Below are 12,711 nucleotides of genomic sequence, written 5' to 3'. Positions count from 1 at the left end.
GTTGGCTGCCGGGGCCGCGTCGGATTGCCTACTGGCCGGTGACGATCTTGGTCCAGCTGCGCGTGACGATGCGCTGGGTCTTGGGATCGTAAGGCCGGGTGGTATAGAGCTTCTGCAAGGTCGCGGCGTCCGGATAGACCGAGGGGTCGTCGAGCAGCGCCTTGTCCACGAATTGCTGCGATGCCTTGTTGCCGTTGGCATAAAGGACATAGTTCGACGACTTGGCGATCACTTCCGGCGTCATCATGTAGTTGATGAATTCAAGCGCCTCGGCGACGTGTGGCGCGTCGGCGGGGATTGCCATCTGATCGAACCACATCTGGGCGCCTTCCTTCGGCACGGAATAGCCGATTTCCACGCCTTGCTTGGCCTCGACCGCGCGGTTGCGAGCCTGGAACACGTCACCCGACCAGCCGACCGCCAGGCAGATGTCGCCATTGGCAAGTGCGTTGATGTATTCGGACGAGTGGAACTTCCTGATATAGGGACGGACCTTGAGAAGAGCTTCCTCGGCCTTGGCAATGTCGTCGGGCGAGGTGCTGTTGGGGTCGAGACCGAGGTACTTCAACGCCGCCGGCAGGATGTCGGATGGAGAATCCAGCACATAGACGCCGCAATCCTTCAATTTGGCCAGGCTATCGGGGTTGAAGAACGTATCCCAGCTGTCGATCTTGTCGGTGCCGAGCGCTGCCTGCACTTTCTTGGTATTGTAGCCGATGCCGACCGTGCCCCACATGTAATTGACCGAGTATTCGTTGCCGGGATCGTATTTGGCGGTGCGCTCGGTAACCGTGTTCCACATGTTGGAGAGGTTCGGCAGCTTCGACTTGTCGAGCTTCTGGAACACACCGGCCTGGATCTGGCGGGCCAGGAAATTGCCGCTCGGCACCACGACGTCGTAGCCGCTGCCGCCGGCGAGCAGCTTGGTTTCGAGGATCTCGTTGGAATCGAACGTATCGTAAACGACCTTGATGCCAGTTTTCTTGGTGAAATCATCGATGATCGAACTGTCGATGTAATCCGACCAGTTGAAGACGTTGACGACGCGGTCCGCGGCGTGACCGGCGGGCGTCAAAAGCGCCAGAAATACCGAGGTTGCCGAAAGCCAGAGCGCTTTGCGGATCATGCTATTCTCCTTTGGTGAGTGTTCCATTGCCGGCGCGTCGCGACATGCTCGCGCGGCCGGGCATTTGGTTTAGACTGTTGAGCTTTCCAGAGGTCGACGGCCGCCATTCGGCATACCACCGAAGGCCACCCACTCGGTCGGGGCGGGAAGGAATTGCGATGCCGTCAGAAGCTTTCGCCACCGTGCGGTCAGGGATACTAGAATGTGGTCCGGTCTCGATCGGGCCGCCGGGGAGACTTGGCAAGATACGCCTGTCTTGTTGTTGCCGTGGTCCCAGCCTGCCCGGGCGGCAGCGACATTGTCAATGGGCAAAGCTTCGGCGCCCGCATCAATTAGGCGAAGGCACTCCGGTGACCCCAGCCCGCTGCGGCCGCGCCTGGCGCTTGAATTCGAGCCCGATATGGACAAGCAGCGCCGTAACCACCACCGCGCCGCCGACGATGGTGCGCCCGGACGGCACCTCGGAATGGATGAGCCAGACCCATATCGGCCCCAGGATCGGCTCGAACGTGCCGAGCAACGCCGCGATCGCCGCCGGGATCAAGCGCGCGCCTGTCGCGAAGAAAGCAAGGCCGAGGCCGAGATTGACCACGCCGAAGACGAAGAGGAAGCCCATGTCGCCGGCCGATACCGCGAAGGTCGAAGCCTGCGAGGCGGCGAAGCCCGCCGCCAGGATCGTGCCGAGACAGGTCGCCGGCGTCATGCGCACGCTGGAGAAGCGCCGGGTGATGACGGTGGCGATCGAGAACATGAACGCGATCAGCAGCGCCAGTCCATCGCCTATGGGCGAGACGGCGCCGTCAAGGGATTCAGACACCATGATGGCGACGCCGGCGATGACGGCGGCGATCGCTATCCAGGTCGCGACGGTTACCTTTTCGCGGAACAGCGCCCAGGCAAACAGAGCCGCCAGAAGCGGCACGCCGGCTTGCATCAAAAGGATATTGGCGACGGTCGTATAAGCAAGCGCCACCACGAACGAGGTCGACGCAATGGCGAAGCAGAACCCCACCGCGATGCCCGGCAGGCCCATTTCCCGGAATGACTTCACCATGCCGCGCCAGCCGTCACGCCAGACCATGTAGCAGAGCAGGAAGGCGGCAGCCCAGGCAGAGCGCCAGAAAATGACCGTCCAGCTGTCACCGACGCTGATGAAGCGGGCGATGGTGCCGCCGAAACTCCACATCAGCGCCGACAGGAAGACCAGGAGCATGCCGACGCGTTCCTCGCGCGGCGAGACTGTCGAGGTAGCGAGGCCGGTCGACGCAACAAGGCCCGGCGATGATGCTGTGGCTGTCATGGGCGCGGCTGTCGAGCTTTTGTTGACGGGACGATGCGCAAGAGACGACAAAAAACTGCTGTGTTCGCGTAACGCAAAGACTTAAGACGTGGGTGATCCAGAGACCGGCGACGATTGTGGCACCTTTGCTGCGGCGTTACTGGAAGTCGAAGGCACTCAAGCCGGTCACCATCTCGTCGAGGCCGAGCGGTCGCGTCACCGGCGGCTCGGCGCGCGCTAGGCAGCCAACGCGCTCGCAAAGCCGGCAGGCGGGGCCGACAGGCGTCGCCACGACGGTGCCCGCCCCCATCTTCGCGCCGGCCGCCGAGCCAGGCAGCACCGTGCCATAGACGATGTCGTCGCGTAAGCCGATGTCGCAGCCGAGCAGCAGTGCCGTGCGGCGCGGTCGTTCGGAGAATGCGCCTTGCGGCCCCTCCAGCGTGCGGGCGATGCACAGGAATTCGGCGCCGTCGGGCATTTCCACCGCCTCGACGAATATCTGGCCCGGCTGGGTGAAGGTGACATGCACGGGAAGCTTGGGACAGCCACCGCCAAAGCGGCTTTGCGGAAAGCCCTGGCTGCCGGCCTTGCGGAAGCGGTTTCCCGCATTGTCGATCTCCAGCATGAAGAAGGGCACGCCGGAAGCACCTGGCCGCTGCAGCATGGTCAGCCGGTTTGCCGCCTGCTCGAAGGAGACGCCGAAGCGCGAGCGCAGGACATCGATGTCGTAGCGTGAGCGAACGGCCGCCGCGTGAAAGGGCTGATAGGGCATCATCAGCGCATGGGCGGCGTAGCGGCCGAGTTCGAAGCGGGCAAGGCGGCGCGCCTCATCCGTGGTCAGCCTCAGCGCCTCGATCTCGCCGGCGACCGCAACCGTCATACGGATCAGGCAGGCCTCCATTGCGACTTCACGCAACTGGTCGAACGGCGACAGACGCTCGGATAGGAACAGGCGCTGCGAGTGGCGGTCGTAGCGGCGGCGCCAGTTCGGCATGGTGGCGACCGGCAGAACCTTCACCACGATGCCGTATTCGCGCTTCAGCCATGCCTTCAAGGCGCCAAACAAGTCGTCGCCGGGATCGAGCACCGACGTGAACGCCTCGGCCTCTTCCTCGAGCGAGGCGAAATGGTTCGGGCGCCGCTCGAAAATCTCGTGCACCTCGTCGATCGGCAGGCGGGCGCCGGAGAGGGCGGTCGCCCGGCCCTCGCGGGCCAGAAGCTGGTTGAGATCGGATAGCCGCTCGGCTTGCTCGCGATAGGCTCGGAACAGTTTTATCACCGCGGCGGAGGCATTGGGCGCCGCCTCGGCAAACTCGATCAGTTCCTGATCTCCCGGCAGTTCGCCGACCAGCAGCGGATCGGTAAACACCTCCTTGAGGGCAGCGACCGATCCCCTTGCCTCGCCCTGAAGCTCATGCGGATCGACCTTGTAGACCGAGGCGAGCTTCAGGATCAGTTGCACCGTCAGCGGTCGCTGGTTGCGCTCGATCAGGTTGAGGTAGGACGGCGAGATGCCGAGCCCCTCGGCCATCGCCGTCTGGGTCAGGCCCTTGGCGCCGCGGATGCGGCGGATGCGCGGCCCAGCGAAAATCTTCTGGTCAGCCATCGCCGATCCTTGACAGAAATTTACAAACCGTTCGCTGCATCCCCGCCCCTCTTCGCTTGACAGGATTGACAACTTTACAGTGCCCTTCTGTCAAACACAACACAGGTTTTCTCTTATATGCGTCCAGTTTTCCTAATTGTTCTGGCTCATGCTGCGGCATCATGTAAATTCAGTCACATAGAAGCGGCCCGGAGAATTGGCTGTACAGAAACCTTCGGAGTGACTAATGACTGATTTTTACAACCTCGTCCCCTCGGCGCCTGACGGTCGCTTCGGCGGCATTGAGCGTCCCTATTCGCCGGAGGACGTGAAGCGGCTGCGCGGTTCGGTGCAGATTCGTCAGAGCCTTGCCGAAATGGGTGCCAACCGGCTGTGGAAGCTCATCCACGAGGAGGACTTCGTCAACGCGCTCGGCGCTATGTCCGGCAACCAGGCGATGCAGCAGGTGCGCGCCGGGCTGAAGGCGATCTACCTGTCGGGCTGGCAGGTTGCCGCCGACGCAAACACCGCCTCGGCGATGTATCCGGACCAGTCGCTCTATCCGGCCAACGCGGCGCCCGAACTGGTCAAGCGCATCAACCGCACGCTGCAGCGCGCCGACCAGATCGAAACCTCCGAAGGCAAAGGGCTTTCTGTCGAGACATGGTTCGCGCCGATCGTTGCCGACGCGGAAGCCGGCTTCGGCGGTCCGCTCAACGCCTTCGAGATCATGAAGGCGTTCATCGAAGCCGGTGCCGCTGGCGTCCACTATGAGGACCAGTTGGCGTCGGAGAAGAAGTGCGGCCATCTCGGCGGCAAGGTCCTGATCCCGACCGCGGCGCATATCCGCAACCTCAACGCGGCGAGGCTCGCGGCCGACGTGATGGCCACGCCAACCTTGGTGGTGGCACGCACGGACGCGGAAGCTGCAAAGCTGCTGACCTCCGATATCGATGAGCGCGACCAGCCCTTCGTCGACTATGATGCCGGCCGCACGGTGGAAGGCTTCTACCAGGTCCGGAACGGCATCGAGCCTTGCATCGCGCGGGCCATTGCCTATGCGCCGCACGCCGACCTGATCTGGTGCGAGACCTCGAAGCCCGACCTGGCGCAGGCCAAGAAATTCGCCGAGGGGGTGCGCAGGCACCATCCGGGCAAGCTGCTCGCCTACAATTGCTCGCCGTCGTTCAACTGGAAGAAGAATCTCGACGACGCGACGATCGCCAAGTTCCAGAGGGAACTGGGCGCCATGGGCTACAAGTTCCAATTCATCACGCTGGCCGGCTTCCACCAGCTCAACTACGGCATGTTCGAACTCGCCCGCGGCTACAAGGCGCGGCAGATGGCGGCTTATTCCGAGCTGCAGGAAGCGGAATTCGCGGCGGAAGCCAATGGCTATACCGCGACCAAGCACCAACGTGAGGTCGGCACCGGCTATTTCGACGCAGTCTCGATGGCGATTACCGGCGGCCGGTCGTCGACCACGGCCATGCATGAATCAACCGAGCACGCGCAGTTCAAGCCGGCCGCGGAATAGCGACCAGGGGAATACCGAAGAAACGCCCAACAGGGCCTCAGACATAGGAGAAGACCAATGGCATCGATAAGTCGCGTCAAGGAACGGGCCGAAGAGCAATCGACCACGATGAGCGTCGACCAGCAGGCGACGATCCGCATGCTGGCCAACGACCTGCACAGGCTCAACCAGTCGGTGATGAAGGCGGTCGAGGCGGGCGTCTCGGTGGAGCTCGTGCGCTCCGCGAGGCACCATGGCGGCGACGGCAATTGGGGCGACCTGCTGATCCCGGTGATCGTTACGCAACAAAGCCATGGCTGACCCGGAAGCGCTACAACCGGCCATTTGCCCGCGCCGCGCATGCGCAGGTGAATTTTATTTTTATGTAACCAAGCTATGTACAGGGCAGTACAGTGCTGTTGCTTGAACCCACTGTGTAGGACATGCTTTCAGAAGTCCTTTATTTCAACTTGACATAGGGCGCGATCTCACGCCAATTGCCCCCAGATTCAACTCTGCATTGAAATAGGGGCGAGATTCTTGGCCGACTTGGGTGCCCAGTGAGTGACAAGGGGAAGAGTACAACACATCTGAATCTGGCGACTCGGGGGTCAAACATTGAGACGATCCGAGATTCCTCGCGGGTGCTTGTTGTCGGGAAGTCGCCGATCAATCGCGTCGTGGTGTCTAAAATCGTTGAGCGTTCCGGGCTCAAGCCACTCTCGGAATCGCCTGAAATGGCGGTGAAGACCTTGCGTTCGCTTATCCCCGGGGCGGTTGTCCTCGATGGTGGCCCCGACAACAAAGACTGCGACACGCTGATGTCCAGCATCGACACGTTGCGGCGAGCCACGGGCAAGGCACTTCCTCCCGTGATCCTGCTTTCAACCAAGAATGACACGCCGGAGAGCCTGGGCCTGGCGCATGTCGTCGACGTCGTGGTGGCCAAGCCGATCACGCCCGAACGGTTGCAACCGGTCATCGATCGCCTGACCGGCCGCTAAAACGATTCCAAAAAGGCGAGAACCGTTTTTCCATCCAGAACTGCGCGAAAAATCAGCCGGAGGTCAACGATCAAACTCTGTTTTTGATGCTTTCGACCAACGCGGGCAATTGGCTGAGATCCGATATCTGGCGGAAACGCGGCTCGGCAACCGGCGCCTCGACATGTTCGAGCACCCAAGTCAATTCGTGTGGCACATGGACACCCCAGCCGCCAGCCTCGATGGCGGGCACCACATCCGACTTCAGCGAATTGCCGACCATCATGCCCCTTGCCGGGCCATCGCCATGGCGGTTGAACAGGCGCGCATAGGTCGCGGCGGTCTTGTCGCTGACGATCTCGACTGCATCGAACAACTCGCCCAGCCCGGAGCCGGCCAGCTTGCGCTCCTGATCGAACAGATCGCCCTTGGTGATCAGCACGAGGCGGAAAGTGCCGGCGAGCTTCTCGACCGTCTCGCGTGCATGCGGCAAGGGCTCGATCGGATGGCCCAGCATCTCGCGGCCGGCGTCGAGAATCTCCGATATGACGGAAGCCGGCACGCGCCCGTCGGTAACTTCTATCGCCGTCTCGATCATCGAGAGCGTAAATCCCTTGATGCCGAAGCCGTAGATCGCGAGATTGCGCCTCTCGGCTTCCAACAGTCGAGCCGAGATCTGCTCGCCCTCGCCATGATCGGCCAGCATGGCGGCAAAGCGCCTTTCCGTCATTCGGAAGAACCGTTCGTTCTGCCAAAGCGTGTCGTCGGCATCGAAGCCGATCGTGGTCAGTTCGCTGCTGGGTCTCATCGCCGGCTTCTCGAGTGCGGAAAGACGCCAAACCTATGCCGACCGGCAAGCGGTTTTCAACCCGAGACGGCAAATGCCAGCGGCGGCTCCCCTTCCCTTCCATCGCACGGCACGGCTATACTTGAAAATCCGCAACCCAAACTGGTGAATGATGCCGCCTGCAAAAAAGGAAGTCCGTCCGTCGAGCCGCGGAGGACGAACGCGCACACCTGCCTTCGTGAAAAACCTGCGAGGTGTGAAGAACTGGAAGGAGGTCAGCGATTGGCTGGAATGGCGCGGCATCGAGGATATCGAATGCATCACGCCTGATCAGGCTGGGGTGGCGCGCGGCAAGAATGATGCCTTCGAAGAAATTCACTTCCAACACCTCACTGGCGCTGCCTTCGGCCGTCTTCATGACGACGATTTCCGGCGGCTATCCGGAGGACGGCAACGGCTTTCACTATCCGGAAGACGACGGCGACCTCAAGCTGATGCCGGACCTGTCGACATTGACCGTGGTGCCCTGGGAAGAAGACCCGACGGCCGCCGTCATCTGCGACCTCGTCCACCAGGACGGCCGCTCGGTCGAGTTCACGCCGCGCAATGTGCTGAAGCGCGTGCTGGCGGCCTATGACAAGCTTGGGCTGAAGCCGGTCGTGGCACCCGAAATCGAGTTCTACCTCGTGCGCAAGAATCCAGACCCGGACTATCCCCTGACCCCGCCTGTCGGCCGCTCGGGGCGCGCGATCGGCGGCGGCGCCGGCTATTCGATCGCCGGCGTCAACGAGTTCGACGAACTGATCGACGACATCTACCATTTCTCCGAAAGCCAGGGCCTGGAGATCGACACGCTCATCCACGAAGAGGGCGCCGGCCAGCTCGAGATCAATCTGCGCCACGGCGACCCGATCGAGCTCGCCGACCAGGTATTCATGTTCAAGCGCACCATTCGTGAAGCCGCGCTCAAGCATGAGATCTACGCGACCTTCATGGCCAAGCCGATTCAGGGCCAGCCGGGCTCCGCCATGCATATCCATCAGTCGATCGTCGACAAGAAGACGGGCAGGAACATCTTTTCGGCCGAGGATGGTTCGGAGACCGAGGACTTCTTCCATTTCATCGGCGGCATGCAGAAGCACGTGCCGAATGCGCTGGTTATGTTCGCGCCCTACGTCAATTCCTACCGGCGGCTGACGCAGGCGGCCTCAGCCCCGGTCAACAACAAATGGGGCTACGATAACCGCACCACGGCGTTCCGCGTGCCGCGTTCCGACCCTGCGGCGCGGCGCGTTGAAAACCGCATCCCGTCCTCCGATGCCAATCCCTATCTGGCGCTGGCGGCTTCGCTTGCCTGCGGGCTGATCGGCATCACCGGGAAGATCAAGGCCGAGCCTCCCGTGCTGACCACTGCCAACGCACACGAGATCGACCTGCCGCGCAGCCTGCTCGAAGCCGTCGACCTGTTCGAGGGCGACGAGGAACTCTGCGCATTGCTGGGCAAGTCCTTCGCCGCCACCTATGCGGCGATCAAGCGGGCGGAATTCGAAACGTTCATGGAAGTGATCAGTCCGTGGGAGCGGGAATATCTGCTGCTCAACGTCTGACCAATCATGAACTACCAATCGCCCATTTCCCCCGGCCGATCCTGGTATGAGGACACGGCTGGGCCGCGGCCCGAATATCCAACGCTCGACGGTGATCGGACCTGCGACGTCGTTATTATCGGCGGCGGGTTTACCGGCCTGTCGGCAGCGACGCATTTGGCCAAGGCCGGTAGCAACGTTGTCCTGATCGAAGCATATCGTTTTGGCGACGGCGCTTCGGGGCGCAATGGCGGCCAGCTCGGCACCGGGCAGCGTGCCTGGGCCGAGGACCTAGAGGCCGAATACGGTCTGTCCCGCGCCAGGGCACTGTTCGATCTCGCCGAAGAGGCGAAGGCGCATCTCATCGACTTCGCCGCCATAAACCAGATCGATATCGACTATATGCCGGGCCAGCTCTCGGTCGCGCACAAGCCGCGCTATGTCGACGACTACAAGGCGCATGCCGAAATCATGGCCCGCCGCTTCTCGTACCCGCACATCTCCTTCATGGATGCGAAGGAGACGGCGGATCGGTTGGGCTCGAGCGCTTATTTCGGCGGCACGCGCGATATCGGGACCGGCCATATCCATCCGATGAAGCTGGTGATCGGCACGGCGCGGGTGGCGGCACAAGCCGGCGCCCACTTGTTCGAAGGGACGCCATCGACCGGCATCGTCTCGGCGGGCGGCAAGGTCAGGGTCTCCACGCCAAGAGGGACGATCTCGGCGCAAAAATGCCTGATCGCGGTCAACGCCTATGGCGGCACGCTCGAGCCGGTGAGTGCCGCGCACATCATGCCGATTGGATCCTTCATCGGCGCGACCGTGCCGCTGGGGCCGGATTCGAACGTCTTGCCGGGGAGCGAATCGGTCGACGATTCCCGCTTCGTCGTGCGCTATTTCCGCAAATCCAGGGATGGCCGGCTGCTGTTCGGCGGACGCGAGGTCTACGGCGTCAACGATCCCAAAGATATCCACATCCACATTCGCCGTCAGATCGCGGAGCTCTATCCGGCATTGAAGGATGTCGAGATCACGCATGGCTGGGGCGGCTATGTCGGCATCACGGTGCCGCGCAAACCGTTCGTGCGCGAAGTGATGCCGAATGTGATCTCGGCCGGCGGCTATTCCGGCCATGGCGTCATGCTGTCGAACTTCTTCGGCAAGCTCTATGCCGAAACGATTGCCGGCAATCGCGACCGGCTGAAGCTGATCGAGGACCTGAAAATTCCGCCATTTCCCGGCGGCCGCCGTTTCCGCGCGCCGCTGCTTTTCCTGGCGCTCAACTGGTTCGCACTGCGCGACAGAATCTAGACGACATCGGATCGCCACGGTCCCAAACCGTCACGACCTGATGTGATATTGTATATTCATTGTAACATTTGTTGCCTCAGCGGCACATTGCGGAAATGCCGGCAAAGGCGCAGAACCCTTGGTAATGGCGTACTGACGCCACAATCGCGGGCGAAAGGTCCGCATCTGGGCGATTGTTCGGAGATGTTGCGGGCCCGCCCGCGTTTTGGAACCGATGCTGATCGAACGCGTGACTTGCGATATTTGATCGAAAGAACACCGGCCCGCTTATGGAGGTGGCAAGAGTGATAGAGCCCTTCAGTTTCGGTGCTCCGGAACGTCGGCGCTTCGCCATGCAGTTCGGCTATGACATGCGCCCGTCATTCTGGCAGGGCGTCCGTTCGAACTCGCACCTGGTTATTGCGGCAATAGGCACCGCGGCACTGCTTGGCGTTGCCGCAGTGGCGCTCTGGCTGGCGTTGCCGACCGGCGAGAGGCAAGCAGCCGCCAGTCCCGAGCAGAGCATTCCGACCATTCCGGTGAAAACGACGAAAGTTCCCTCCTCGGGGACGACGGTGACGGCGGCTGCCGTGACGCCTCAGGCGGAGCGCAAGTCCAGCCAGGTGTCACCGACCACGGCAGCGGCGGCGGTGAACATACCAGCGCTTGCGGCCAATGATCCGCGCTGGACAGGGGCGCAGCCGAAGGCTGCGGCAACTGATCCCGATCAAACCGCGGCTCCCAGCCAGGTAGCCAAGCAGCCTGAGCCGGCGCCAAACAAAACAGCGGCGGCATTCGCCCAATCGTCTACCGATACCGATGCCACCGACGAGCTTGCCAAGGTCGCCGCGCCGAGCCCGCCTGCCGATAGCAGCAATCCCGATGGCGCGCAGACCGCCGCCATTCCGGAGACGCAGCCGCAAGCACCGGAACAGCAGCTGGCGGCGACCGATGACGATGGCGGCAAGGCCAAGGCCAATCCGCGCAAGGTGACAGCGGCCGGCAACGGACGCATCCTGAGAGCGGTGACCATGCGCAGTGCTCCAAAGAAGGGTGCCACCCCCATCGGTACGGTCCCTGCCCGGACCTCGGTGCAACTGATGGGCTGCAAGAAGTGGTGCGAGATCGTCTACAACGGCAAGCACGGCTGGGTGTACAAGAGCTACGTCAAGCCCGGCACGTAATGTGAGGGCGCGTTTGGACCGGCTTGGGTGCCGGGCCCAGCCTTATGACGACCTGCCTCTGAACATGCCGCGGAACTGCCGCCACATTCTGGTGCGCCTGCGGAGCATGACGTGGGCGCGATGCTGTTCGTAGGGCAATTCATACATACCACAGGTTTGGCAGCCTTCCTTCTTGCCACAGATTGGGATCCAGCATTTGACGTCATGCGTCCAGGCGAGCGCGATGCGCTCCAGGTGAAGGTTGGATGAGCTTTTGACGAGGATCAGTTCGCCGGGCACCGCCGTCCGTTTGATATGGTCGGAGACTTCCTTCACCGTCCGAAGCTCGACAAACTGGCCGTTGTCGCGATCGCTCTGACTGGCACGCGAGCGATGTGCGTTGTCTCCGGTATAGATCACCTGATCGGCGATTTCCCGCGCGGTTTGGTAGGCGTGAGCGTATTTCCTGGACGAGCCTGTGTAGTCCGAAATCTGGCCAATTACGATGCGCTTGCGGCTGGCAGTAGCCTTGGCCATCATGTCCAGGGCAAGATTGATCGAGTGCCAGGGCGCCTTGGCGGCATCGACGATGAATTGCGGACCGCCTTCGGTGATCAGCACGGCACAGCGATTCACGACTGGCTGGAACGTTGCCACCTGGGCCACAACCTTGTGTGGAGGAACACCGAGTTCGAGCGCCGTAGCGACGGCGGCAACGGTGGGTAGCCAGAAATATTCGGCGGGAAAAGACGTCTGGATTTGCAGCAGCCCTCCTCGCCAATGGATCGAAAAGGTTAGCCGGTCCGGATAGGCGGCGTGGATGTCGGTCACACGATAGTCGGCCGTCCGTGCCGCGCCGAAGGTGACGACGCGGCATCCGGCGCCGGTAGCCATGTCAGCGACATAGGGATCGTCGGCATTAAGGACTGCAAGGCCCCCCGGACGCAATGCCGCGACCAATGCACGCTTTTCGATGGCGACGTTTTCCAGTGTCCTGAAACTGGCAACGTGCTCCAGACGAATCATGGTGACGACAGCCACATGCGGCTGCAGCATTTCCGCCATTGGTCGGATCGTGTCGACGCCGTACGCCCCGGTTTCCATTACGACATAGTCGGCCTGTTCCACATGCTTCATGCGCCTGTAGAGCGTGCTGACGACCGAATGGATGGTGTTGGCCAGAACCTGCGTGTAGACTGGTCGATGAGCGGCCAATATGTGCCCAAGCAGTGCCGTGACGGTCGATTTTCCCGAGCTGCCGGTGACGCCGATGAAAGTCGCCTTGCTTTTCGCGCGGGCACGCTTCGCCCTGTAGACACTGACGCGCCACCGCAGATCTTTGAAAGCTTTGCGTAATTTCGACTTCATCGCGCCAACAATCCCGTTCCCCGGA

At 61.9% G+C, this 12,711-nt stretch carries 10 protein-coding genes and 1 pseudogene; 6 read left to right on the top strand and 5 right to left on the bottom strand.

All coding sequences use genetic code 11. From position 1 onward, the window contains the following. Positions 1-28 precede the first annotated feature (28 nt). The 3 genes from ACVWWD_RS12995 to ACVWWD_RS12985 all read right to left on the bottom strand — a co-directional run bounded on the left by ACVWWD_RS12995 (position 29) and on the right by ACVWWD_RS12985 (position 4,011). Positions 29-1,126, bottom strand: coding sequence for a polyamine ABC transporter substrate-binding protein (locus tag ACVWWD_RS12995; protein WP_352550199.1), 1,098 nt, complete (start codon positions 1,124-1,126; stop codon positions 29-31). A 328-nt stretch (positions 1,127-1,454) separates the two neighbouring features. Further along, the gene (locus tag ACVWWD_RS12990) at positions 1,455-2,426 is read right to left on the bottom strand and encodes a DMT family transporter (RefSeq protein ID WP_023772831.1); all 972 of its coding nucleotides are present in this window, start codon (positions 2,424-2,426) and stop codon (positions 1,455-1,457) included. 136 nt (positions 2,427-2,562) lie between these two features. Next, the gene (locus ACVWWD_RS12985) at positions 2,563-4,011 is read right to left on the bottom strand and encodes a helix-turn-helix domain-containing protein (RefSeq protein WP_023772830.1); all 1,449 of its coding nucleotides are present in this window, start codon (positions 4,009-4,011) and stop codon (positions 2,563-2,565) included. A 226-nt stretch (positions 4,012-4,237) separates the two neighbouring features. On the opposite strand from ACVWWD_RS12985, the gene aceA reads away from it, so the two are divergent. From aceA to ACVWWD_RS12970, 3 genes are all read left to right on the top strand, one after another. Beyond that, a complete protein-coding gene (gene aceA, locus ACVWWD_RS12980) occupies positions 4,238-5,527 on the top strand; it encodes an isocitrate lyase (protein ID WP_352550201.1) in 1,290 nt (429 codons plus the stop codon). Between the two features lie 57 nt (positions 5,528-5,584). Further along, on the top strand, positions 5,585-5,827 hold the full coding sequence (locus ACVWWD_RS12975; RefSeq protein WP_006202762.1) for an SMc00767 family acetate metabolism repressor: 243 nt from the start codon (positions 5,585-5,587) through the stop codon (positions 5,825-5,827). A 269-nt stretch (positions 5,828-6,096) separates the two neighbouring features. Then, entirely contained in the window at positions 6,097-6,510 is a 414-nt protein-coding gene (locus ACVWWD_RS12970) for a response regulator (RefSeq protein WP_435053560.1), read from the top strand. A 70-nt stretch (positions 6,511-6,580) separates the two neighbouring features. Here the strand turns inward: ACVWWD_RS12970 and ACVWWD_RS12965 are convergent, their stop codons facing one another. Continuing rightward, a complete protein-coding gene (locus tag ACVWWD_RS12965) occupies positions 6,581-7,297 on the bottom strand; it encodes an HAD family hydrolase (RefSeq protein ID WP_023783704.1) in 717 nt (238 codons plus the stop codon). A 148-nt stretch (positions 7,298-7,445) separates the two neighbouring features. On the opposite strand from ACVWWD_RS12965, the pseudogene ACVWWD_RS12960 reads away from it, so the two are divergent. The 3 genes and pseudogenes from ACVWWD_RS12960 (at position 7,446) to ACVWWD_RS12950 (ending at position 11,339) form a co-directional block, all read left to right on the top strand. Continuing rightward, positions 7,446-8,883, top strand: a pseudogene (locus ACVWWD_RS12960) (glutamine synthetase family protein). Positions 8,884-8,889: 6 nt separating this feature from the next. Further along, entirely contained in the window at positions 8,890-10,176 is a 1,287-nt protein-coding gene (locus ACVWWD_RS12955; RefSeq protein WP_457103104.1) for an NAD(P)/FAD-dependent oxidoreductase, read from the top strand. Between the two features lie 284 nt (positions 10,177-10,460). Beyond that, positions 10,461-11,339: an SH3 domain-containing protein gene (locus ACVWWD_RS12950; protein WP_352550203.1), complete on the top strand. Its 879-nt coding sequence runs from the start codon at positions 10,461-10,463 to the stop codon at positions 11,337-11,339. A gap of 42 nt (positions 11,340-11,381) precedes the next feature. On the opposite strand, the gene ACVWWD_RS12945 is transcribed toward ACVWWD_RS12950, so the two are convergent. Continuing rightward, entirely contained in the window at positions 11,382-12,686 is a 1,305-nt protein-coding gene (locus ACVWWD_RS12945; protein WP_352550204.1) for a Mur ligase family protein, read from the bottom strand. Positions 12,687-12,711 lie beyond the last annotated feature (25 nt).

It is taken from the genome of Mesorhizobium sp. URHB0026, assembly GCF_054059755.1.
This window is presented reverse-complemented; position numbering and strand designations above follow the sequence as displayed.

Excerpts from the sequence above, each read along its gene's own strand:
- ACVWWD_RS12995 (WP_352550199.1), bottom strand. The coding sequence starts at position 1,126 with ATGATCCGCAAAGCGCTCTGGCTTTCGGCAACCTCGGTATTTCTGGCG.
- ACVWWD_RS12990 (WP_023772831.1), bottom strand. The coding sequence starts at position 2,426 with ATGACAGCCACAGCATCATCGCCGGGCCTTGTTGCGTCGACCGGCCTC.
- ACVWWD_RS12985 (WP_023772830.1), bottom strand. The coding sequence starts at position 4,011 with ATGGCTGACCAGAAGATTTTCGCTGGGCCGCGCATCCGCCGCATCCGC.
- aceA (WP_352550201.1), top strand. The coding sequence starts at position 4,238 with ATGACTGATTTTTACAACCTCGTCCCCTCGGCGCCTGACGGTCGCTTC.
- ACVWWD_RS12975 (WP_006202762.1), top strand. The coding sequence starts at position 5,585 with ATGGCATCGATAAGTCGCGTCAAGGAACGGGCCGAAGAGCAATCGACC.
- ACVWWD_RS12965 (WP_023783704.1), bottom strand. The coding sequence starts at position 7,297 with ATGAGACCCAGCAGCGAACTGACCACGATCGGCTTCGATGCCGACGAC.
- ACVWWD_RS12955 (WP_457103104.1), top strand. The coding sequence starts at position 8,890 with ATGAACTACCAATCGCCCATTTCCCCCGGCCGATCCTGGTATGAGGAC.
- ACVWWD_RS12945 (WP_352550204.1), bottom strand. The coding sequence starts at position 12,686 with ATGAAGTCGAAATTACGCAAAGCTTTCAAAGATCTGCGGTGGCGCGTC.